Genomic DNA, 20,614 nt, shown 5'->3' with positions numbered 1-20,614 from the left:
GGCCCCCTCGCCGCACTCACGGCGAGGGGGCCCGGCGCCTGATCAGAATCGGTCGCAGTGCTTGCCGGCCCAGAAGATGTCGGCCGAGACCGTGTCGACCGCGCCGATGTACGGGCTGCAGACACCCTCGTCCCCACCGAAGTGGTGGTGCTCGCGGGGCTCCTCGTGGTGCTGGCGGGGACCCTCGTCGGCGGTGGCGGCCGTCGCACCGGTGGCGGCGAGGGCGATACCCAGGACGGTTGCGGCCAGAACTGAACGGATACGCATGGCGTTCCTCTCACGGGGCTCAGTGGTCACGCCCAGAGGTCCCCGTTCGTTTACTCCCGCACACGCCAGACCACCCGTACGGCCGCGTAGAAGTACGCGGACGCCCGCGACCGGCCCTAGGGTTCAGCGCTCCAGGAACACCCGGCCGCCGATCTCCACCCACCCGTACGGCTGCGGGGCCGTCAGGATCTGGGAGCCCGCACCCTGGGTGATGTTCAGGGCCCGGCCGAGCCGCTCGGTGAGCAGCAGCGCCGGCGCGCCCGTCGCCTCGATCTCGTCGACGCCGTCACCGCGGCCGGGGAAGCCGCGGGCGCGGATCCGGCCGGCCGGCTCGTCCTCCCAGGCCCAGGCGTAGATCCAGTCGCCGGCCGGCGGCACGGGCAGATCGTCCACCTCGGCGGCGGTGGCGTACCGGTGGAACACGCACGGCGGGGCCCACTCCGCGCGCGCCTCGATCCAGGTGAACTCGCCGTCCAGGCGGGTGCCCACGGCACCGGCCGGCGTGACGAGTTCGGGCACGTCGAGCAGCCAGGCGACGCCCACGCACGAGTGGTCCGCGAAGGACAGGCGCCGGGTGGGCGTGTAGACGTCGATGATCCCGCGCTCGGGGTCGTCGACGAACACCGTCTCGCCGAAGCCGAGTTTCGCCGCGAGGTCCTGCCGGTCCTCGCGGTCCGGCAGCACCGACCCTTCGCGAACCACGCCCAGTTCATTGCCGTAGCCGCCGTTCGGCGCGCAGAAGACGCGGAGCACGTCGTAATCAGTCACCGGGGAATTGAAGCACCGTCGGGCGGCCGGGGGCGCCCGAGCCGTTCACCGTCGAGGAGGTCGTCCGAATGGGGCGCGCCCCGCCACACTTCCTCCCCCGCCGAGGACGACCGCACGGTCGCCGCGGCGATGGCCACCACCGAGGTGAGCGGGTTCGCCGCGCGGCCCTTCTCCGCGCCGAGCGGCGGCGAGCGGGCGGGTCGCGCCGGCCCGGGTGCCGGCGCGGCGCGCGCCGCGAGGGGGACGCGGTGGTCGTGGTGCCGCACGATCCGGGGCTCGCCGCCGCCTGCGCGCACCGGGTCGCGATCCAGTGCGCCGGGCGGGTGGCGGCGGACGGTCCGCCGGGCGAGGTGTTCACCGGGCGGCTGCTTTCGGATGCCTACGACCAGCGGTCGAGGTGGTTTCGCACCCCCGGAGGGGAGCGGTGCCGGTGACCCCGAAACGGAATCTTTGAATCTCCTTTGACCATCCCTTGGGGTCCGTTTTGAGTCATCGTGATCCGCTCGTGCTCTTACGGCGTCTATGAGAGCTGAATCACTGCACGGGCGGGTATTACGCAGGTAAGCCTTGGATAAGTTAGGCGAGGCTCACCAACCCTTGTGAGCCGCGTCACGACACTATTCAGCCATCGCTGGGAGCCCGAATGCGAGCCGCCAGACTGTCCGTAGTCACCGCCGTCACCGCCGTGACCGCACTGACCGCCGTCACCGGCTGCACCTCGAAGAGCGACGCGAAAGACGGCGACCGGGTCATCAGCGTGACCGCCACCGACGCCAAGTGCGTGACCTCCAAGAAGGAGATCTCCGCCGGACACGTCGAGCTCGCCATCGAGAACAAGGGTTCCAAGGTCACCGAGGTCTACATCCTCTTCCCCGACGACCGGATCGTCAGCGAGCGGGAGAACATCGGCCCCGGCACCAAGCAGCGGGTCACCGCCGAGGTGAAGGCCGGTGATTACCAGATCGCCTGCAAGCCCGGCATGAAGGGCACCGGCATCCGCCAGGACCTCAAGGTCACCGGTGGCTCGGTGGCCAAGCGTGACCCGCGTCTGGACAAGGCGGTCGCCGCCTACCGCGAGTACGCGCAGGAGCAGGCCGACGCCACGCTGCCGCTCGTCGCGACCTTCGTGAAGGCGGTCAAGGCCGGCGACCTCGAGGCGGCCAAGGCGGCCTACGCGCCCTCCCGCATCGGCTGGGAGCGCACCGAGCCGGTCGCGGAGTCCTTCGGCGACATCGACCCGAAGGTCGACGTCCGCGCGGACGGCCTGGAGGCCGGCCAGACCTGGACCGGCTGGCACCGGCTGGAGAAGGCCCTCTGGCAGGACAAGAAGATCACCGCCGCCGAGAAGACCCTCGCCGACCAGCTCACCACCGACCTGACCGACTGGCAGAAGCGGGTCGGCAAGGCCGAGATCACCCCGACCTCCATGGCCAACGGCGCCAAGGAGCTCCTCGACGAGGTCGCCACCGGCAAGGTCACCGGCGAGGAGGAGCGCTACTCGCACACCGACCTCGTCGACTTCAAGGCCAACGTCGAGGGCGCCGAGAAGTCGTACGAGCTGCTCAAGCCGGTCGCCAAGGAGAACGACGCGGCCCTGGTCACCGAGCTGGACAAGCAGTTCGCCGCGCTGAACACGCTGCTGGACAAGTACCGCCCGAACACGTCTTCGTACGCGTTCACCGCGTACGACAAGGTCGGCGCCGCCGACCGCAAGGAACTGTCCGACGCGGTCAACGCGCTCGCCGAGCCGCTGTCCAAGCTCGCCGCCGCCGTGGCGAAGTAACCGAGGGGCCAGGACATGACCGAGACCCAGGGCAGCGTGCCGTCCCGCCGGTCGCTGATCGGCTGGGGCGGTGCCGGGCTCGCGCTCGGCGCCGCCGCGGCCGGCGGCGCGGTCGCGATGACCCGCACCGGCGACGACGTCGACCCGGCGGCCGCCGAGGCGGGCGCCGCGGTCGGCTTCCACGGCACGTACCAGGCGGGCATCGCCACTCCCGTGCAGGACCGGCTGCACTTCGCCGCGTTCGACGTGACGACCACGGACCGCGCCGAGTTCGTCCAGCTGCTGAAGGACTGGACGGAGGCGGCCCGCCGGATGACGGCCGGCGAGGCGGTCGGCGAGGGCGCCTTCGGCGGTCTCCCCGAGGCGCCGCCGGACGACACCGGCGAGGCCCTGGGACTCAAGCCGTCCCGGCTGACCCTGACGGTCGGCTTCGGGCCGTCGCTGTTCAAGAAGTTCGGCCTCGCCGACCAACGGCCCGACGCCCTGATCGACCTGCCCACGTTCGCCGGGGACGCGCTCGACGCGGCCCGCAGCAACGGCGACCTGTGCGTCCAGGCCTGCGCGGACGATCCGCAGGTCGCCGTGCACGCGATCCGCAACCTGGCCCGGCTCGGCATGGGCAAGGTCGTCATCCGCTGGTCGCAGCTCGGCTTCGGCAAGACCTCGTCCACGACGCCCGACGCGCAGACCCCGCGCAACCTGATGGGCTTCAAGGACGGCACCCGCAACATCGCGGGCACCGAGACCGACCGGCTGAAGAAGTTCGTCTGGGTCGGCGAGAAGGACGGTCCCGACTGGATGGTGGGCGGCTCCTATCTCGTCGCCCGCCGGATCCGTATGCACATCGAGACCTGGGACCGCACCTCGCTCCAGGAGCAGGAGGACATCTTCGGCCGCGACAAGGGCGAGGGCGCTCCGGTCGGCAAGGCCAAGGAGCGCGACGAGCCGTTCCTGAAGGCGATGAAGCCCGACGCGCACGTACGGCTCGCGCACCCGGACTCCAACCACGGGGCGACGCTCCTGCGCCGCGGCTACTCCTTCACCGACGGCACCGACGGCCTCGGCCGGCTGGAGGCCGGTCTGTTCTTCCTCGCCTACCAGCGCGATGTGCGCGAGGGGTTCGTCCGCGTCCAGCGCAACCTCGCGTCCGACGCGCTCAACGAGTACATCCAGCACGTGGGTTCGGCCGTCTTCGCCGTCCCGCCGGGCGTCCGTGACAAGGACGACTGGTGGGGCCGGACGCTGTTCTCCAAGGAGGCGTAGCCCGTGTTCTCCAATTATCTGATCGGACTGCGCGAGGGTCTGGAGGCCAGCCTCGTCGTCTGCATCCTCATCGCCTACCTGGTGAAGACGGACCGCAGGGACGCCCTCAAGCCGATCTGGATCGGCATCGGCGTCGCGGTCGCGCTCGCGCTCGGCTTCGGCTGCGTCCTCGAATTCGGCTCCCAGGAACTGACGTTCCAGGCGCAGGAGGCGCTCGGCGGCTCCCTGTCGATCCTCGCGGTCGGCCTGGTGACCTGGATGGTGTTCTGGATGCGGCGCACCGCCCGGCATCTGAAGTCGGAGCTGCACGGCAAGCTGGACGCGGCCCTCGCGATGGGCACCGGTGCCCTGGTCGCCACCGCCTTCCTCGCGGTCGGCCGGGAGGGCCTGGAGACCGCCCTGTTCGTGTGGGCGTCGGTGCACGCGGCCGGCGACGGCACCCCACGCCCGCTGATCGGCGTGGCCCTGGGCCTGGCGACGGCCGTCCTGCTGGGCTGGCTGTTCTACCGCGGGGCGCTGAAGATCAACCTCGCGAAGTTCTTCACCTGGACCGGCGGCATGCTCGTCGTGGTGGCCGCGGGCGTGCTGGCGTACGGCGTCCACGACCTCCAGGAGGCCGACCTGGTCCCGGGCCTGACCAACCTGGCCTTCGACATCACTGGCACGCTCCCGCCGGACAGCTGGTACGGCACGCTGCTGAAGGGCGTGTTCAACTTCCAGCCCGATCCGACGGTCCTCCAGGTCACGGTGTGGCTGCTGTACCTGGTCCCGACGCTCGCGCTGTTCCTCGCCCCGGTAGGGTTCGCCTCCGGGAAGGGGAAGGTGAAGTCGCCTGATGAGCAGGGAACGCAGCCTGAGGACCGGGGTGCCGCGCAGTCGAAGGCTCCGCGCACGTGACCGGTACGCACTCGTAGCGGCGTCACTCACCGCCGTCTCGCTCACGGCGAGCGGCTGCGTGGTGGTCCACGGGGAGCTCGAACTGCTCCCGGCCGCCACGAAGTCGGAAGCCGTGAAGGCGGTCGAGCAATTCACGTCCGCCTACAACAAGGCCGATGCGGCGTACGACAGTTCTCTGGACGCCGACTACACCACCGGTGCCCTCGGGATCATCGACGAGGCGCGGCTGAAGGCGGGCCGCGTCAACAACCCGGACGGCAACCCGCAGCACACACCGCTGGTGCTGTCGGACGTGAAGTACACGATCGTCGAGAAGGCGGGCTGGCCGCGCTGGTTCGTCGCCGACGCGAAGGGCAACAAGGGCGGTGACTCACGCTGGTTGATGGTGTTCAGCCGGGGTGAGCGGTCGGAGCCGTGGCAGGCGACCTATCTGACGTTGGTGGCGCCGGGCTCCGTACCGGCGTTCCAGCAGGCGGGCAAGGACGGCCACGCCGAGGCCGTACCCGCTGACTCCGCCGAACTGGCCGTCGCTCCCAAGGACTTGAGCAAGGACTACACGGCGTATCTGCGGAGCGGCAAGGGTGCCTTCACGAACGGCGCTTACACCGACGCGCTGCGCTCGACCCGGGCGAAGAACGCCACCAAGCCGGGCCTGGCCACGCAGTACGTCGACGAGCCGCTGACCGGCGGCGACTACGCGCCGCTGGCGCTGCGCACCGCGGACGGCGGGGCGCTGGTCTTCTTCACCACGCACCACTACATGAAGCAGACGGCCGCGGCGGGCGCCGCCGTGCCCACGCCGAACAAGAACGTGGCCGCGCTGACGACCGGTGAGATCAAGCAGTCCCTGACGATGGAGTTCGTCGCCAACGACGTCGCCCTGACCCCCGCGAAGGGCGCGGGGAACGGCAAGGTGTCGATGCTCAGCCGTCTGGAAGGCCTGACGGCGGCGAAGGGCGCGTAAGCGCTCCGCTGGGCGCCTGCTAAGTCACCTGGGGGTGCGTCGTGCGCTGCGGGTGGGTCGGGGCTGGGCGCGCGGTCCCCCGCGCACCTTGCGGGTGCGTCGTGTACCTGCGGGTGCGTCGGGGCTGGCGCGCGGTTCCCCGCGCACCTTGCAGGGCGCGAACGCGCCCGCGCTCCTTACGGGCGGGAGGGCCAGGCCGTGTTCGCGTGGTCGGACTCCTGGCCGGCGTGGCGGGCGCAGGCGTCCGTGAGGGTTTCGAGGAGGGTCAGCGGGTCGGGCAGCGCGTGCTCGGGTCCGCGCAGCCAGTGCACGGACCGGCCGTCGTCGCCGGGGAGCCGGGCGGGCGGTACCAGGACGTAGGAGCCACGGCAGTGCCAGCGCAGACCGGGGTGCTCGTCCATGGTCTCGGGGTGGCAGTCCAGGGCGCACGGCCACCACTCGTCCTCGTCCTCGGGGGTGCCGCGGGTGAGGGTGAAGAACAGCATGCGGCCCTCGTCGCTCTCGGCGACCGGGCCGACCTCGACACCGGAGTCGAGCAGCCGCTCCAGGGCCTGCCGGCCCGCCTCCAGCGGCACGTCGAGGACGTCGTGCGTCATGCCGGTGGCGGTGATGAAGTTGGCCTGCGGCTGGTGGCGGGCCCAGCGCTCGATCTGCGCGCGGTCGGTCGTGGACTGCGTCTGCCAGGCGAAGGACACCGGGTGCCGGGCGGGGGTCGGACAGCCGACCCGGTCGCAGGAGCAGCCGTAGCCGGGGGCCGGGTGCGCGGCGGGCGCGAGCGGGAATCCCGCTCCGGCGGCGGCCAGCAGCAGGGCCTCACGGTCGCCGTCGTCGGCGGCCTCCGTCGGGCCGCTCGTGCGCAGCCACTCCGAGATCTTCCCCCACAGGCCGGTCCGGCCGCCGAACTCCGCGCTCATCTGTCCCCTCGCCTCGCTGTGGTGCGGACAGCATGCCTCATGGTCCCACCATCCTGCGCATCGGGGGGCTGTAGCCGTGAATCGGGGCAGGTGGGACGGGTGGGGCCAGAGTCACCCATGTGGTGCGAGGTCAGCGCGGGGCCAGACCGTGCAGGGCGTAGTCGACGAGGGCGTCGGTGTACTCGTAGGAGATCGGGCCCGTGTACTGGAGCCAGCGCTGGGCGAGCGGGGAGATGAAGAACTCCAGGGCGATGCGCGGGTCGAGGTCGGCGCGGACCTGGCCGGCCTCCTGCGCGGCGCGCAGCCGGTCGACGTACAGCTGGATGGACGGTGCCATCAGCTTGGCGGTGAACTCGCGGCCGACCTGTTCGTTGACCACGCCCTCGGCGGCCAGGGCCCGGGACGGCGCCTCGAACCTGGGGTCCGTGAGCTGGTCGACGGTGGCCCGCAGGACGGCCTTGATGTCGGCGGCCAGGTCGCCGGTGTCGGGGATGACGTACGGCTCCTGGGCCGAGGCGCCCGCGTCCCGCGCCGCCTGTTCGCTGAGGTCGAGGAATGCCTCCAGCAGGACGTCGGCCTTCGACCCCCACCAGCGGTAGATGGTCTGCTTGCCGACGCCCGCGCGGGCGGCGATGCCCTCGATCGTGGTCTTGGCGTAGCCGGTCTCCGCGACGAGGGCGAGCGCGGCATCGTAGATGGCGCGCCGGGACCGCTCGCTGCGGCGGGTGGTGTCGGGGGCCGGCTTACCGGACTGGGTGACCATGGGTCGACGGTACCAAGCGGGTGAGACGGGACGTCTCGCGAACTGTCACGCGTCCTCGCCCGGGTAGCGCACGCCGATCCGCTCACGGACCGTGTCGAGGGTGCGCATGACCGCGAGGCTGCCGTCGAGCGGGACCAGCGGGGACTCGGTCTCGCCGGCCCGCAGCGCCCGCATGACCTCGCGGGCCTCGTGCCGGAAGGTCGTGCGGGGCCCGTCGGCCGGGTCGGCGGCGAACTCCTCGGGGTCACGTCCGTCGCGGTGCAGGACGAGGCGGTCGGGATGGAAGAAGCCGGACGGGATGTCGATCCGGCCGCGTGAGCCGGTGACGGAGGCGGTGGTACCCGTACCGCCGGCCACGGAGCAGTGCAGGGCGGCGAGCGCGCCGGAGTCCCAGGACAGGGCCAGCGCCGTCTGCAGGTCGACGCCCTCGGCGGACAGGACGGCCTGGGCGGCGATGCCCGAGGGCGCGCCGAGCAGGAGGTGGGCGAAGGCGACCGGGTAGACACCGAGGTCGAGGAGGGCGCCGCCGCCCTGGGCGGGGTCGCGCAGCCGGTGCGAGGGCGGGAAGGGGCCTTCGAGGCCGAAGTCGGCCTGCACGGTGCGGACCTCGCCGATCGCGCCGTCGTCGACGAGGGCCTTGAGGCGGCGGATCACCGGGTTGCAGTACATCCACATGGCTTCCATGAGGAAGCGGTCGTGCTCCCTGGCCAGCGCGACCAGTTCCTCGGCCTCGCGCAGGTTCAGCGTGAACGCCTTCTCGCACAGCACGTTGCGCCCGGCCTCCAGGCAGAGTCCGGCGGCGGTGCGGTGGGCGGCGTGCGGGGTGGCGACGTAGACGACATCGATGTCCTCGTCGGCGGCGAGCGCGGCCCAGTCGCCGTAGGCCCGGGGTATGCCGAACCGGTCGGCGAACGCCTTCGCGGAGACCTCGGAGCGCGAGGCGACCGCGACGACCTCGGCGTCGGGCAGGTCGATCAGATCCGCCGTGAACGCGGCGGCGATCCCGCCGGTCGCCAGGATGCCCCACCGCACCGTGTCCGTCGTCATACCCTGCCCCGTCCTCGTGCCGTCCCAGCAGTGTGTTCGAGCTGAGAGCATAGGTGGCACAGATGTCGGAGAGGGAGGGGCGGCCGGATGCCGGAGGGTGGGGCCATACCTGACGCGGCGCCGAAGGCCGTGACGGACCGGGGGACGAGCACGGGCCGGGGAGCGGGGCCGACGCTGTCCGCCCGGCGCCGGGCGGGGCTGCTCGTCACGCTCGTGCTGGGCGGACTGACCGCCACTCCCCCGCTCTCGATGGACATGTACCTCCCGGCGCTGCCGGAGGTGACCCGCTCCCTGCACGCGCCCGCCGCGACCGTGCAGCTCACGCTGACCGCGTGCCTGGCCGGTATGGCGCTGGGGCAGCTGGTGGTCGGCCCGATGAGCGACCGGTGGGGGCGCAGGCGCCCGCTGCTGGCCGGACTCGTCGTCTACGTCGTGGCGACCGCCCTGTGCGCCCTGGCGCCCACCGTCGAGCTGCTGGTCGCCTGCCGGCTGCTGCAGGGGCTCGCGGGCGCGGCCGGGATCGTGATCGCGCGGGCCGTCGTACGGGATCTGTACGACGGCGTGGCGATGGCCCGGTTCTTCTCCACCCTGATGCTGATCTCCGGGGTCGCCCCGGTCGTGGCGCCGCTGATCGGCGCGCAGATCCTGCGGGCGACGGACTGGCGGGGCGTGTTCGTGCTCCTCACGGGGGTGGGGCTGCTGCTGGCCGTGGTGGTGTGGACCCGGCTGCCGGAGACGCTGCCCGCCGCCGAGCGCCACGCGGGCGGGGTCGGCGAGGCCCTGCGCTCGATGCGCCGGCTCCTCGGCGACCTGCCCTTCACCGGGTACATGCTCACGGGCGGTTTCACCTTCGCCGCGCTGTTCGCGTACATCAGCGCTTCGCCGTTCGTGGTCCAGGAGATCTACGGCGCCTCTCCGCAGACGTTCGGGCTGCTGTTCGGCGTGAACTCGGTCGGACTGGTGCTGATCGGCCAGGTCAACGGCAGGCTGTTGGTGGGCCGCGTCCGGCTGGACCGGGTCCTGGCCGTCGGTCTCTCGGTGGTCGTGCTGGCCGCGACCGCCCTGCTGCTGATGACGACGGGGGTGTTCGGCGAGGTCGGGCTGGCGCCGGTGGCCGCCGCGTTGTTCGTCCTGATGTCCGCGATGGGCGTCACGCTGCCCAACGCGCAGACCCTCGCCCTGACGCGGGTCCGGCACTCCGCCGGGTCCGCCTCCGCGCTCCTCGGCACCTCCTCCTTCCTCATCGGCGCGATCGCCTCGCCGCTCGTCGGGATCGCCGGCGAGCACACGGCCGTCCCGATGGCCGTCGTCCAGTTGGCCGCCGCACTGGTGGCGGTGGCCTGCTTCGTGGGAATGTGCCGTCCCTGGACGAAGGCGGGCGCGGAAGGAGCAGTGAGCTGAGCGCACCGAGACTGCGCGTCGACACACCGGAACGGGCCGGGCTCGACCCGGCGGAGACGCGGCTCCTCGTCCGCGACGTGGTGGACCTCACCACCGGCGACCGGCCCTGGGCGGCGGGCGCCGTCGTGGTCGCCGGGCGCGGCCCGGTGATCGCCGTGCGGGAGGCGGTGGGCTGGGCGGTGCGGTACTCGGCGTACGACCCGGCGGCCGACGCGGGGGTGGAGCTCCCGGCCGGGGCACGGATCCCGATGACCGTCGACACCCCTTTCGATCTGGCGTCCCTCACCAAGCTGTTCACCTCGGTCGCGGCGGTGCAGCAGATCGAACGCGGCACCCTCGGCATCGACGCCCGGGTGGGCGCCTATCTGCCCGACTTCCACGCGGCCGCCGCCCACGGCATCACCGTCCGCCAGCTCCTCACCCACACCTCCGGGCTGCGCCCCGAGCTGCCCCTGTACGAGTGCGCGGACGACACCCGGCGCTGGGCGCTGCTACGCGCGGAGACGCCGGTCGGCGCACCCGGCACGTACCTGTACTCGGACCTGAACATGCTGCTGCTGCAGCAGCTCCTGGAGCGTCTGACCGGCCGCACCCTCGACGTCCTCGTGCGGGAGGGGATCACCCGTCCGCTGGGCATGACCTCGACCGACTTCGGCCCGTGCCCCGGCGCTGCGGCGACCGAGGACCAGCGGCGGCCGTGGGCGAAGGCGGACCGGGGGATGCTGCGGGGCGTGGTGCACGACGAGAACGCCTGGGCGCTGGGCGGGGTGGCCGGTCACGCGGGGCTGTTCTCCACGGGCCACGACCTGGCGGTGTTCTGCCGCACCCTGCTGTCGGGCGGTTCGTACGGTCCCGCCCGGATCCTCGGCCCCGACTTCGTGGAACTCCTGCTGACCCCGCCGGGGCTGGGCTTCGCGGTGGACCAGTCGTGGTTCATGGGCGAGCTGGCGGGCGAGGGCGCGGCGGGGCACACCGGGTTCACCGGGACCTCGCTGGTGCTGGATCCGGCGACGGACACGTTCGTGGTGCTGCTGGCGAACACGGTGCACCCGAGGCGACGGGCGCCGGACAGCGCGCCACGCGCTCTGGTGGGAACGCGGCTGGCGATGGCGGTGCGGTGAGGGCGGCGCTGCGAGGGCCGTGCGAGGGCGGAGCTGCGAGGGCCGCGCGGTGAGGGCAGTGGCCCGGACCTGAGAAAATCCGGGGGTGAACGTCTCCGTATCCGTTTCCGAGACCCTCCGCGGTGCCCTGACGGACCTGCTCGACGGGCTGCCGCCCAAGCAGGCCGGACAGGCCGTCGAGCGGCTCATCGCCAACTACCGGGGCGCCACCCCCACCGACGCCCCCATCCTGCGCGACCGGGCGGACGTGGTCGCGTACGCCGCGTACCGGATGCCGGCGACCTTCGAGGCGGTGCGGTCGGCGCTGGAGGCGTTCGCGGACGCCGTGCCGCAGTGGTCGCCGGGCAGTCATGTGGACGTCGGCGGCGGCACGGGCGCGGCGACCTGGGCGGTGAGTTCCACCTGGGACGGGACCCGCCCGGTGACCGTGCTCGACTGGGCGGAGCCCGCGCTGGCCCTCGGCCGCGAGATCGCCGCCGCGCACCCGGCGCTGCGCGACGCCCGCTGGCAGCGCGCCCGCATCGGCACGGCCCTCGCCCTGGAGCCCGCGGACCTGGTCACCGTCTCCTACGTCCTCAACGAGCTGGCCGCCCCTGACCGGGCCGTGCTGGTGGACGCCGCCGCGTCGGCCGCGCAGGCCGTGGTGATCGTCGAGCCGGGCACCCCGGACGGCTACGCCCGGGTGATCGAGGCCCGCGACCGGCTGATCGCCGCCGGGTTCCGGGTCGCCGCGCCCTGCCCGCACAGCGCGGCCTGTCCGATCGTGCCCGGCACCGACTGGTGCCACTTCTCGGCGCGGGTCAGCCGCTCCTCCCTGCACCGTCAGGTCAAGGGCGGCTCGCTGCCCTACGAGGACGAGAAGTTCAGCTATGTCGCCGCCGCCCGTTTCCCCGTCTCCCCCGTCTCCTCCCGGGTGGTCCGGCGGCCGCAGATCCGCAAGGGCCAGGTGCTCCTCGACCTGTGCGAGACCGAGGAGCGGCTGAGTCGTACGACGGTGACGAAGAAGCACGGCGACCTGTACCGGGCGGCCCGGGACGCCGACTGGGGCGACGCCTGGCCGCCGGCCCCGTGAGCGCCGTGGCACAGGCGGCTCAGGCAGGCTTGAGCCCCTGGTCGCCGACCTCCGTGACGAAGGAGGCGGCCGTGGTGAGGGGGGCGCCCTGCGTGGTGACGTACGGGACGGTCTTGAAGTCGGCGCGGGCGAGGTCGCGGCCGAGCGAGACGGTCGCGTAGCCGCGCAGGCCGTTGTAGAACCTCAGGTGCGGGTTGGCGGCCATGAAGGTGGCCCAGTTGGCGGGCTTCGCCGAGCCGTTGCCGCCGCTGGAGATCGACGAGGTGACGATCTCCGTGCCGAGCGTCTTCGACGCCTGGTCGGCGAAGTCCCGCTTGATGTCGAAGCCGTAGTGCACATGGACGTCGCCCGTGAGGACCATCAGGTTCTCCACACCCGCCGCCTCCGCGCCGGTCAGGATCCGCTCCCGAGAAGCCGGGTAGCCGTCCCAGGAGTCCATCGAGACCTGGGAGGGCGCGGTGGTGGAGTTGTACCGCCGGGCGAAGGTGACCTGCTGCGGGACAACGTTCCACAGGGCGCGCGAGCGGCGCCAGCCGTCGATCAGCCAGCGCTCCTGGGTGTCACCGGTGAGGGTGCGCGCCGGGTCCTCGGACTCGGGTCCCGGGACCTTCCAGCCGTCGCCGTACGCCTGGTCGGAGCGGTACTGGCGGGTGTCGAGGACGTCGAACTGGGCGAGCCGGCCCCAGTGCAGGCGCCGGTAGAGCCTGAGGTCGGGACCGTCGGGGAGCTGCGGGCGGCGCAGCGGCTGGTTCTCCCAGTAGGCGCGGTAGGCGGCGGCCCGGCGGATGAGGAACTCCTCGGCGGGGTCGTCGTTCTCCGACACCGCGCCCGCGTAGTTGTTCTCGGTCTCGTGGTCGTCCCAGGTGACGACGAACGGGTGGGCGGCGTGCGCGGCCAGCAGGTCGGGGTCCGACTTGTACAGCGCGTACTTGAGGCGGTAGTCGTCCAGCGTCACCATCTCGTGGCCGTAGACGGCGGGCACGGTCCCGGCGGGGTAGGCGCGGGCGCCTCCGACGCCGCTGACGGCGTACTCGTAGAGGTAGTCGCCGAGGTGCAGGACGAGGTCCACGTCGTCCTCGGCCAGGTGCTTGTACGCGGTGAAGTAACCCTGGTCGTAGCGCTGGCAGGAGACCACGCCGACGGTCAGGGCGGCCGTTTTCGCGCCGGGTGCGGGGGCGGTCCGGGTACGGCCGGTGCGGCTGATCCAGGTGCCCGCCTTGAAGCGGTAGTAGTACACCCGGTCGTTCTCGAGGCCGTCCACCTGGACGTGCACGCTGTGGCCGAACTCCGGGTGCGCGAGGGTGGTGCCGCGTCTGACGGGCCGGCGGAAGGACTCGTCGCGGGCCAGTTCCCAGTGCACGGTGATCCGCTGGGCGGGCAGTCCGCCGTCCGCCTGGTACGGGGCGGGCGCGAGGCGGGTCCAGAGGAGGACGGAGCCGGGCAGCGGGTCGCCGGAGGCGACGCCGAGGGTGAAGGGTTCGTCGGTGATCCGGGCCGGGTCGAGTTCGGCGGCGGCCGCGGTACCGGCGGCGGGCAGGTTCACCGTGAAGGCGAGCGCGGCGGCGGCCGCGGTGCCGGTGAGGAAGCGGCGGCGCCCCAAGTGGCGGGCGGTGGCACGGAGTTCGGGGGCATGTTGGGACTGGTGGGCTGCGGGTGTCATTCCGGTCCTCCCCTGAAAAGTGGCGGCAGAAGGCATTGGAGTGGCCGGAGACGGCCCGGGGGCATCGCCAGGTTGGCGCGTACACAACAGTCAGATGTCGGACGCGTGCGTTCCGCATGCCGGCTCCGAAGGGTGCCGCTCACGTACGCTGCGGGGCCATGGATGCGAACCTCACTGCCGGACCACCCGGACCGCCGAAGATCGCGATCGTCACCGGCGCCGGGTCCGGGATCGGACGGGCGGTGTCCGTGGAACTGCTGCGCGCGGGCTGGTCGGTGGCGCTGGCCGGGCGGCGCGCCGAGACCCTGGAGGCAACGGCCGCGCTGGTGCCCGAGGGCCCGAGTCTCGCCGTACGGACGGACGTCTCACGCCCGGAGGAGGTGGCGGCCCTCTTCGACACCGTGCGGGACCGCTTCGGGCGGCTGGACCTGCTGTTCAACAACGCCGGTACCTTCGGGCCGGGCGGCGTGCCGTTCGAGGAGCTCCCCTACGACGCCTGGCGGCACGTGGTGGACACCAACCTCAACGGGGCGTTCCTGTGCGCGCAGGGGGCCTACCGGCAGATGAAGGAGCAGGATCCGCGGGGCGGCCGGATCATCAACAACGGCTCCGTCTCGGCGCACACACCCCGCCCGCTGTCGGCGCCCTACACGGCGACCAAGCACGCCCTCACCGGCCTGACGAAGTCCCTTTCGCTGGACGGCCGGGCGTACGGCATCGCGGTCGGCCAGATCGACATCGGCAACGCGGCCACCGACATGACGGCGCGGATGCGGACGGGCGCGCTTCAGGCGAGCGGGGAGACCGCGCCGGAACCGGTGATGGACGTCGCCGACGTGGCCCGCACGGTACGGCACATGGCGGAGCTGCCGCTGGAGGCGAACGTGCAGTTCGCGACGGTGCTGGCCACGGCGATGCCGTACGTGGGACGGGGCTGAGGACACCCGCCGAGGACGGGCCGTGGTCGGCACGCCGGCCGCCCACAGGTCGTCAACTCCTCAACCTGCACAAGCGGAGTTTCTCCGTCCGCACCATTGCGGCCGGTGGCGGACCTATGCTCAACTCTTCTCCACAAGAACTTCACACTTGATGTACGACAGTTCCGCCCCGCACCACCACCAGCCACACCGAGGGGGAGGGGCAGCCGTCCCAGGGCACCGGGTGGGGGTGGACCTCGCCGGGACCGCGAGGTACGCACCGGCGCCGTGGGACGGCTGCCGCACCATCAACTCGCCGGCGGCACCTCGCCGGACCGGCGCCGACGCCGGCGCAGCGCGTACGTCCCGCCCGCCAGCAGCGCCACCGCTCCCGCGGCTCCGCCGACCGCGCCCCAGCCGTCCGGGCCCGTGCCGTCCGCCGCCGAGGCCTCCGCCCCGGCATGCGGCGCCTTCCCCGCGGACGACCCGCTCGCCCTGGTCCCGCCCTCGCTCAGCGCCTCGACCAGCGTCCCCACCGCCCGCGCCGAACTCCCCTGCGCGAAGCCCCAGTCGAGCAGCGCGGCCGTCTCCTCGTAGACGGCGTTGTGACCGCTCTTCGGATGCAGCACGGTGACGACGAGGGTGCGCCCCGCGCGCGTCGCGGCGCCGGTGAAGGTGTTGCCGGCGTTGCTGGTGAAGCCGTTCTTCACGCCGATCATGCCCGGATACGGCGTCACCCCGTACGTGCCCGACAGCAGCCGGTCGGTGTTCTCGATCCGGAAGGTCTTCCCGCCGCCGGCCGGGAACTCGGCGCTCCTGGTGCCGCAGTAGGCCCGGAAGTCGGCGTCGCGCAGCCCGTGCCGGGCGAAGAGGGCGAGGTCGTAGGCGGAGGACAGCTGGCCGTCGTGGTCGTAACCGTCGGGGCTGACGACATGGGTGTCCAGCGCCTGGAGGTCGACCGCTCTCGCCTGCATCTCGGCGACCGTCTTCGCGACCCCGCCGTTCATCCGGGCGAGCACCTGCACGGCGTCGTTGCCCGAGCGCAGGAACACGCCCTGCCACAACTGCTCGACGGTGTAGGTGATCCCGGCCTTGACGCCGACGAGGCTGGAGCCGGACGGGATGCCGGCCAGGTCCGCGTCGGTGACCAGATAGCGCTCGGTGCGCTCGAACCGGTCCAGCAGGGTGTCCGCGAACAGCATCTTCAGCGTGGAGGCGGGCGCCACCCGCAGATGCGCGCGGTAAGAGGCGAGCACCTCGCCGCTGTCCTGGTCGGCGAGCAGCCAGGCCCGGGCGGTGAGCTTCTTCGGCAGGGCGCCGCCCCCGTTCACCTGGACGCCGTCGGCGACGAGCCGCGCGCCGCCGACCACCACGTCGGACGCGGCCGCTGCCGGTGTCGCCGCGAGCGGTGCGGCGGTCAGTGGCGCGGTGGCCGCAGTGACCGCGAGGGCCAGCAGGGAGCGCCGGGACAGGCACGGGGAAGGGCGCGAGAATGCGTGCACTGCGGGACCGTACAAGGGGATTCGGGGAAAAAGGAAATCCCCAGCCAACAGCTGTCACCTGGGAAAAGCCCCTCCACAGCCTAGGAATCAGCTGTCTCAAGGAATTCTGATCCGGCGCTCCGCATTCTCAGTCCTTACACATCTTTTACTCAGGATGACTCAAAGGTTTCTCCCTAAATTGTGGCCGCGCCCACAGAGGGCGCCAAGAACCTTAGGGAACGGGATGTTTGGCATCTATCTCAAGCGTGAACTGGGCCGGCGCAAGAAGGCCGCCCTGGTCATCGCACTGGGTCTGGCGCTCGGAATCGCGCTGGTCATCACCGTCAACTCGGTGTCGGCCGGCATGACACAGGCTCAGGACAAGGTCCTTCAGTCGCTGTACGGTCTCGGCACCGACATGACCGTCACCAAGGCCCGCACGGCGCCCACGGCCAACAGTTCCGGCGGCCCCAGATTCGAGTTCGACGCCAAGGGCGAGGACGACGACGACACGGAGCAGAGCTCGGACCGGGTCTCGACCCAGGGCGGTCAGGCCCTGAAGGCCGCGCTCGTCACGCAGGTCGCCGACCAGAAGGGTGTCGCGGCCGCGGTCGGCGCCCTCACCCTGAACGTCACCAAGGTCGACGGCTCCTTCACCCAGGGCAAGGCGCAGAGCTCCAGCGGAACCAGCGGCAACAGCGGCCAGGGCGGTCCCGGCGGCGGCAGCGGCGGCGGGTCCACCGCGGCCCCGCAGGTCCAGGGCGGCGGCGCCTCCTTCGACGTCAACTCGTACTCCGTGGCCGGTGTCGACGTCACCAACCAGGACCTCGGCCCGCTGGCGAGCTCGAAGATCTCCTCGGGCGTGACGTTCACTTCGGCGCAGGCGAACGCCAAGGTCGCCGTCGTCAGCAAGTCGTACGCCAAGGAGAACTCGTACAAGGTCGGTTCGACGCTCACGATCTCCAGCACCAAGTACAAGATCATCGGTATCGCCACCCCCGACAGCAGTGACTCCACCACGGACGTCTACCTGCCGCTGAAGCAGGCGCAGACCCTGGCCGACGCGGCGAACCAGGTCACCACGATCTACGTCAAGGCGACCGACTCGCAGCAGATCGACACCGTCAAGGCGACGATCCAGAAGAACATCTCCGGCACGACCGTGACCACCTCCGCCGACCTCGCGGAGACCGTGTCCGGTTCCCTCTCCACCGCCTCCAACCTGGCGACCAGCGTCGGCAAGTGGCTGTCGATCGCCGTCCTCGTCGCCGCGTTCCTGGTGGCCGCGCTGCTCACCTCCTCGGCAGTGTCCCGCCGGGTGCGCGAGTTCGGCACCCTGAAGGCGCTCGGCTGGCCGAGCCGCCGGGTGACCCGGCAGGTCGTCGGCGAGTCCATGGTCAACGGCCTCCTGGGCGGCGCCCTCGGCATCGGCCTGGGCCTGGCGGCCGCGTACACGGTGACGGCGATCAGCCCGAAGCTGACCGCCGAGCTCGGCAGCACCGGCGGCGGTGGCGGCATGGGCGGCGGCCCCGGCGGCGGCGGTCCCGGTCAGCAGTCCGCGTCGAACACGATGGAGATCGCCCTCTCGGCGCCCGTCTCCGTCACCACGATCGCGCTCGCGGTGGGCCTGGCGGTCGCCGGCGGTCTGATCGCCGGCGCGATGGGCGGCTGGCGCGCCTCCCGGATGCGCCCGGCGGACGCCCTGCGCAGCGTCTCCTAGACCGCGCGCCGACCAGTCCTCGCCCCCGCCACCCGTCGTGTCCCGTCACATCTCTCACGGAGAACACGGAGAACACGGAGAACACGGAGACCCCATGTACAACCTCACCGGCGTCACCAAGCGCTACACGCGCGGCAAGGAGACGGTCGAGGCGCTGCGCGGCATCGACCTCACGATCGCGGAGGGCGACCAGCTCGTCATCCAGGGCCCCACGGGCGGCGGCAAGTCGACGCTGCTCCAGATGATCGGCGGCCTCGACCGCCCGACCGAGGGCAGCGTCGAGCTGGACGGCGTCGACCTCGCGCGGATCAGCGAGGCGAAGCTGACCCGGCTGCGCGCCGAGAAGATCGGCATCATCTTCCAGTCGTTCAACCTCATCCCGACGCTGACCGCGCAGGAGAACGTCGAGACGGCGCTCGTCCCGCTCGGGGTGAAGCCCGCGGAACGGCGCGAGCGCGCGGCGGAGGCCCTGCGCTCGGTCGGCCTGGGCGAGCGCCTCACGCACGCCCCGGCGGAACTCTCCGGCGGCCAGCAGCAGCGCGTGGCGATCGCCCGCGCGCTGGTCAAGAAGCCGAAGGTGCTGCTCGCCGACGAGCCCACCGGCAACCTCGACGAGGGCATGCGCGACGAGATCATGGAGGTCCTCGAAGGGCTGTGGCACGAGTACGGGCTGACGTTCATCATGGTCACCCACGACTCGTCGATCGCCCGCCGGGCCCCGCGCCTGGCCACCATCAAGGCGGGTCAGCTCACCCTGACGGAACAGGCGGCCGCCCGCTCCAGGTGAACTCCCCCCAACCCGAGGGGCCGTTGACCGCCTGCCCGGCGGTGAACGGCCCCTCGGCCGTGGTCTCCCGGCCGTGATCTCCCGCCCGTGGTCTCTCGCTACGCCTGACCGGTCTCGAAACGGGAGATCCGGCCGTCGTCCTCGACGACGAAGCTCCACCGGGTGCGCATCTCGCCCCAGGTGTCGTTGCGGTAGTCGGCGAGGAGGGCACGCCCGCCGGCCGACTCCTTGGTGACGTCCATGTGGCCGTGGGAGGAGAAGATCTCCCGGTCGACCCACTGGGCGAGGTCACGGTCGGAGCCGTCGTCCGCCATGGTCGCGTCGGGGGTGAGCAGGCCGCGGAACGCCTCCTCGTCATGGGCGTTGACGGCGGCGACGAAGGCCCGCACGGCCGGGTCGCTGAGTCTGTCGATCTGGATCGCCATACGGGCCACCCTCACACCGCGGTCCGGGCCCCGCCACCCGAACGGCGCCCAGGACGGGCCGGACGGGTGTGAGTGGTGCGACGGTGGAAACGCGGAGGGGGCTGTTCCTGCTTCTGTTCCCGCTTCTGTTCCTGCTTCTGTCCTTTCTCCTACGTCCGCCGTTCACTGCTCAGGGAGTCACCGTGACCTGTTACGACCGTCGTGATCTGGGACTGCTGCTGCTCCGGCTCGGCACCGGCGGAATGCTGGCGGCCCACGGCGCGCAGAAGCTGTTCGGCTGGTTCGGCGGTCACGGTCTGGAGGGGACCGGCCAGTTCATGGAGTCCGTCGGCTACGCCCCCGGCAAGGCCAGTGCGACGGCGGCGGGCCTGGCGGAGGCCGGCGGCGGCACGCTGCTGGCGCTGGGCCTGGCCACCCCGGCGGCGGGTGCGGCGGCGGCCGGCGCGATGGCGGGCGCGTCCGCGGTGCACGTCCCCAACGGCTTCTTCGCGCAGAGCGGCGGCTATGAGCACGCGGCCTCCCTGGGCCTGGCCGCCGCGGGCCTCGCCATCACCGGCCCGGGCCGCCTCTCCCTCGACCACGCCCTCGGCCACACGGTCGACCGCGGCTGGATGGTCCCGGTGGCGCTCGGCGCGACGGCGGCGGTCACGACCGTGGTCATCGGCATGCGGAACAAGCGGCTGCGTAGGCAGGAGGAGGGCGAGCAGGAGGCGCTGTTCGAGGAGTGAGCCCCGGCGGGGGCTGTCGGGTGCCGGGTGCCGGGTGCCGGGTGCCGACCACGGCCTCGGGTGGCGGACATGGCCTCGGGTGGCGGACATGGCTCGGGTAACGGACACGGCACCGGCCGCCGGACGCGACCTGCCAGGCTTCGCCGATGAACACTCAGCCCCGGCATCCCGAAGCCGCTTCCCCGGAGCCCGCCGCACCCGCTCGCCCCGCCGACCCCGCCGATCTCTGGACCACCGTCGACGCCCTGTGGAGCTGGCTGGACGCCAACTCGGCACACGGCGGCCGCGAGGGCCTGCTGCTGCGCGTGCTGAAGCTGTCGGAGGAGGTCGGCGAGGTCGCGCAGGCGGTCATCGGCGCGACCGGCCAGAACCCCCGCAAGGGCGTCACCCACACGTGGGAGGATGTGCAGGGCGAGCTGTGTGACGTGGCCATCACGGCGCTGGTGGCGCTGCGCACGCTGACGCCGGAGGCGGGGAGCGTGTTCGCGGGGCATCTGGCACGGGTGGCGGAGCGGTCGGTGGGGCGCGTGGGAGAGGACGGGGCAGGCGCGCGCTGATCCCGCCCGCCCCCTCTCTTCCGCGAACCGCCCGGCCACCGCTCGCGTCCCTCTGTACGATCACCGCACGCGAGGCGGG

The 20,614-nt window shown here is 72.1% G+C and carries 20 protein-coding genes and 1 pseudogene; 13 read left to right on the top strand and 8 right to left on the bottom strand.

Features of this window, described 5'->3' with window-relative positions; all coding sequences use genetic code 11:
* Window positions 1-42: 42 nt before the first annotated feature.
* Entirely contained in the window at window positions 43-267 is a 225-nt protein-coding gene (locus tag ACFVYS_RS19620) for a hypothetical protein (protein ID WP_389503555.1), read from the bottom strand.
* Between the two features lie 123 nt (window positions 268-390).
* Window positions 391-1,035 carry a PhzF family phenazine biosynthesis protein gene (locus ACFVYS_RS19615; RefSeq protein WP_057599727.1) on the bottom strand — a complete coding sequence of 215 codons (645 nt, stop codon included), beginning with the start codon at window positions 1,033-1,035 and terminating at the stop codon, window positions 391-393.
* 41 nt (window positions 1,036-1,076) lie between these two features.
* Between ACFVYS_RS19615 and ACFVYS_RS19610 the strand changes: the two are divergent.
* From ACFVYS_RS19610 to ACFVYS_RS19590, 5 genes and pseudogenes are all read left to right on the top strand, one after another.
* Window positions 1,077-1,489, top strand: a pseudogene (locus tag ACFVYS_RS19610) (hemin ABC transporter ATP-binding protein); the annotation flags it as partial.
* Window positions 1,490-1,678: 189 nt separating this feature from the next.
* A complete protein-coding gene (gene efeO / locus ACFVYS_RS19605) occupies window positions 1,679-2,818 on the top strand; it encodes an iron uptake system protein EfeO (protein ID WP_389503553.1) in 1,140 nt (379 codons plus the stop codon).
* 15 nt (window positions 2,819-2,833) lie between these two features.
* Window positions 2,834-4,081: an iron uptake transporter deferrochelatase/peroxidase subunit gene (gene efeB, locus ACFVYS_RS19600; RefSeq protein ID WP_389503551.1), complete on the top strand. Its 1,248-nt coding sequence runs from the start codon at window positions 2,834-2,836 to the stop codon at window positions 4,079-4,081.
* Window positions 4,082-4,084: 3 nt separating this feature from the next.
* On the top strand, window positions 4,085-4,978 hold the full coding sequence (gene efeU, locus ACFVYS_RS19595; protein ID WP_389503549.1) for an iron uptake transporter permease EfeU: 894 nt from the start codon (window positions 4,085-4,087) through the stop codon (window positions 4,976-4,978).
* Complete coding sequence (locus tag ACFVYS_RS19590; RefSeq protein WP_389503547.1) at window positions 4,917-5,942, top strand: hypothetical protein; 1,026 nt, start codon at window positions 4,917-4,919, stop codon at window positions 5,940-5,942. The genes efeU and ACFVYS_RS19590 overlap by 62 nt, the downstream gene beginning before the upstream one ends.
* Before the next feature lie 176 nt (window positions 5,943-6,118).
* On the opposite strand, the gene ACFVYS_RS19585 is transcribed toward ACFVYS_RS19590, so the two are convergent.
* From ACFVYS_RS19585 to ACFVYS_RS19575, 3 genes are all read right to left on the bottom strand, one after another.
* Window positions 6,119-6,856, bottom strand: a complete 738-nt coding sequence (locus tag ACFVYS_RS19585) for a bifunctional DNA primase/polymerase (RefSeq protein ID WP_389503545.1) — start codon at window positions 6,854-6,856, stop codon at window positions 6,119-6,121.
* Between the two features lie 130 nt (window positions 6,857-6,986).
* Window positions 6,987-7,619, bottom strand: a complete 633-nt coding sequence (locus tag ACFVYS_RS19580; protein WP_389503543.1) for a TetR/AcrR family transcriptional regulator — start codon at window positions 7,617-7,619, stop codon at window positions 6,987-6,989.
* Window positions 7,620-7,664: 45 nt separating this feature from the next.
* A complete protein-coding gene (locus tag ACFVYS_RS19575; RefSeq protein ID WP_389503541.1) occupies window positions 7,665-8,666 on the bottom strand; it encodes a Gfo/Idh/MocA family protein in 1,002 nt (333 codons plus the stop codon).
* 87 nt (window positions 8,667-8,753) lie between these two features.
* Between ACFVYS_RS19575 and ACFVYS_RS19570 the strand changes: the two genes are divergently transcribed.
* The 3 genes from ACFVYS_RS19570 to ACFVYS_RS19560 all read left to right on the top strand — a co-directional run bounded on the left by ACFVYS_RS19570 (window position 8,754) and on the right by ACFVYS_RS19560 (window position 12,260).
* A complete protein-coding gene (locus ACFVYS_RS19570; protein WP_389503539.1) occupies window positions 8,754-10,067 on the top strand; it encodes a multidrug effflux MFS transporter in 1,314 nt (437 codons plus the stop codon).
* Window positions 10,022-11,188 carry a serine hydrolase domain-containing protein gene (locus ACFVYS_RS19565; RefSeq protein ID WP_389503537.1) on the top strand — a complete coding sequence of 389 codons (1,167 nt, stop codon included), beginning with the start codon at window positions 10,022-10,024 and terminating at the stop codon, window positions 11,186-11,188. Before ACFVYS_RS19570 ends, ACFVYS_RS19565 begins: the two co-directional genes overlap by 46 nt.
* 85 nt (window positions 11,189-11,273) lie before the next feature.
* Window positions 11,274-12,260 carry a small ribosomal subunit Rsm22 family protein gene (locus ACFVYS_RS19560; protein WP_389503535.1) on the top strand — a complete coding sequence of 329 codons (987 nt, stop codon included), beginning with the start codon at window positions 11,274-11,276 and terminating at the stop codon, window positions 12,258-12,260.
* Between the two features lie 19 nt (window positions 12,261-12,279).
* Here the strand turns inward: ACFVYS_RS19560 and ACFVYS_RS19555 are convergent, their stop codons facing one another.
* The gene (locus tag ACFVYS_RS19555; RefSeq protein ID WP_389503533.1) at window positions 12,280-13,920 is read right to left on the bottom strand and encodes an alkaline phosphatase D family protein; all 1,641 of its coding nucleotides are present in this window, start codon (window positions 13,918-13,920) and stop codon (window positions 12,280-12,282) included.
* Window positions 13,921-14,078: 158 nt separating this feature from the next.
* Between ACFVYS_RS19555 and ACFVYS_RS19550 the strand changes: the two genes are divergently transcribed.
* Window positions 14,079-14,858, top strand: coding sequence for an SDR family oxidoreductase (locus ACFVYS_RS19550; protein WP_389503531.1), 780 nt, complete (start codon window positions 14,079-14,081; stop codon window positions 14,856-14,858).
* Window positions 14,859-15,145: 287 nt separating this feature from the next.
* On the opposite strand, the gene ACFVYS_RS19545 is transcribed toward ACFVYS_RS19550, so the two are convergent.
* A complete protein-coding gene (locus ACFVYS_RS19545) occupies window positions 15,146-16,339 on the bottom strand; it encodes a D-alanyl-D-alanine carboxypeptidase family protein (RefSeq protein WP_389503530.1) in 1,194 nt (397 codons plus the stop codon).
* 223 nt (window positions 16,340-16,562) lie between these two features.
* On the opposite strand from ACFVYS_RS19545, the gene ACFVYS_RS19540 reads away from it, so the two are divergent.
* Both ACFVYS_RS19540 and ACFVYS_RS19535 read left to right on the top strand, forming a co-directional pair.
* Complete coding sequence (locus ACFVYS_RS19540) at window positions 16,563-18,038, top strand: ABC transporter permease (RefSeq protein ID WP_389503528.1); 1,476 nt, start codon at window positions 16,563-16,565, stop codon at window positions 18,036-18,038.
* A gap of 94 nt (window positions 18,039-18,132) precedes the next feature.
* Entirely contained in the window at window positions 18,133-18,825 is a 693-nt protein-coding gene (locus ACFVYS_RS19535) for an ABC transporter ATP-binding protein (RefSeq protein ID WP_389503527.1), read from the top strand.
* 98 nt (window positions 18,826-18,923) lie between these two features.
* On the opposite strand, the gene ACFVYS_RS19530 is transcribed toward ACFVYS_RS19535, so the two are convergent.
* Entirely contained in the window at window positions 18,924-19,250 is a 327-nt protein-coding gene (locus ACFVYS_RS19530; RefSeq protein WP_389503526.1) for a nuclear transport factor 2 family protein, read from the bottom strand.
* Between the two features lie 182 nt (window positions 19,251-19,432).
* On the opposite strand from ACFVYS_RS19530, the gene ACFVYS_RS19525 reads away from it, so the two are divergent.
* Both ACFVYS_RS19525 and ACFVYS_RS19520 read left to right on the top strand, forming a co-directional pair.
* On the top strand, window positions 19,433-19,978 hold the full coding sequence (locus ACFVYS_RS19525) for a DoxX family membrane protein (RefSeq protein ID WP_389503524.1): 546 nt from the start codon (window positions 19,433-19,435) through the stop codon (window positions 19,976-19,978).
* A gap of 146 nt (window positions 19,979-20,124) precedes the next feature.
* Window positions 20,125-20,535 (top strand): MazG-like family protein, encoded by a 411-nt coding sequence (locus tag ACFVYS_RS19520; protein WP_389503522.1) that lies wholly within the window; start codon window positions 20,125-20,127, stop codon window positions 20,533-20,535.
* The last annotated feature ends 79 nt before the right edge of the window (window positions 20,536-20,614 follow it).

Origin of the sequence: Streptomyces sp. NPDC058295 (assembly GCF_042880655.1) — a bacterium.
GTDB classification, from domain to species: Bacteria; Actinomycetota; Actinomycetes; order Streptomycetales; family Streptomycetaceae; genus Streptomyces; species Streptomyces coriariae.
Note: the sequence above shows the minus strand (reverse complement) of the source record. Positions and strands in the feature narration are given on the sequence as shown.

What these genes read in the sequence shown, in the direction of transcription:
- ACFVYS_RS19620 (WP_389503555.1), bottom strand. Translation starts at nt 267, where the DNA reads ATGCGTATCCGTTCAGTTCTGGCCGCAACCGTCCTGGGTATCGCCCTC.
- efeO (WP_389503553.1), top strand. Translation starts at nt 1,679, where the DNA reads ATGCGAGCCGCCAGACTGTCCGTAGTCACCGCCGTCACCGCCGTGACC.
- efeB (WP_389503551.1), top strand. Translation starts at nt 2,834, where the DNA reads ATGACCGAGACCCAGGGCAGCGTGCCGTCCCGCCGGTCGCTGATCGGC.
- ACFVYS_RS19590 (WP_389503547.1), top strand. Translation starts at nt 4,917, where the DNA reads ATGAGCAGGGAACGCAGCCTGAGGACCGGGGTGCCGCGCAGTCGAAGG.
- ACFVYS_RS19585 (WP_389503545.1), bottom strand. Translation starts at nt 6,856, where the DNA reads ATGAGCGCGGAGTTCGGCGGCCGGACCGGCCTGTGGGGGAAGATCTCG.
- ACFVYS_RS19580 (WP_389503543.1), bottom strand. Translation starts at nt 7,619, where the DNA reads ATGGTCACCCAGTCCGGTAAGCCGGCCCCCGACACCACCCGCCGCAGC.
- ACFVYS_RS19575 (WP_389503541.1), bottom strand. Translation starts at nt 8,666, where the DNA reads ATGACGACGGACACGGTGCGGTGGGGCATCCTGGCGACCGGCGGGATC.
- ACFVYS_RS19570 (WP_389503539.1), top strand. Translation starts at nt 8,754, where the DNA reads ATGCCGGAGGGTGGGGCCATACCTGACGCGGCGCCGAAGGCCGTGACG.
- ACFVYS_RS19555 (WP_389503533.1), bottom strand. Translation starts at nt 13,920, where the DNA reads ATGACACCCGCAGCCCACCAGTCCCAACATGCCCCCGAACTCCGTGCC.
- ACFVYS_RS19550 (WP_389503531.1), top strand. Translation starts at nt 14,079, where the DNA reads ATGGATGCGAACCTCACTGCCGGACCACCCGGACCGCCGAAGATCGCG.
- ACFVYS_RS19540 (WP_389503528.1), top strand. Translation starts at nt 16,563, where the DNA reads ATGTTTGGCATCTATCTCAAGCGTGAACTGGGCCGGCGCAAGAAGGCC.
- ACFVYS_RS19535 (WP_389503527.1), top strand. Translation starts at nt 18,133, where the DNA reads ATGTACAACCTCACCGGCGTCACCAAGCGCTACACGCGCGGCAAGGAG.
- ACFVYS_RS19530 (WP_389503526.1), bottom strand. Translation starts at nt 19,250, where the DNA reads ATGGCGATCCAGATCGACAGACTCAGCGACCCGGCCGTGCGGGCCTTC.
- ACFVYS_RS19520 (WP_389503522.1), top strand. Translation starts at nt 20,125, where the DNA reads ATGAACACTCAGCCCCGGCATCCCGAAGCCGCTTCCCCGGAGCCCGCC.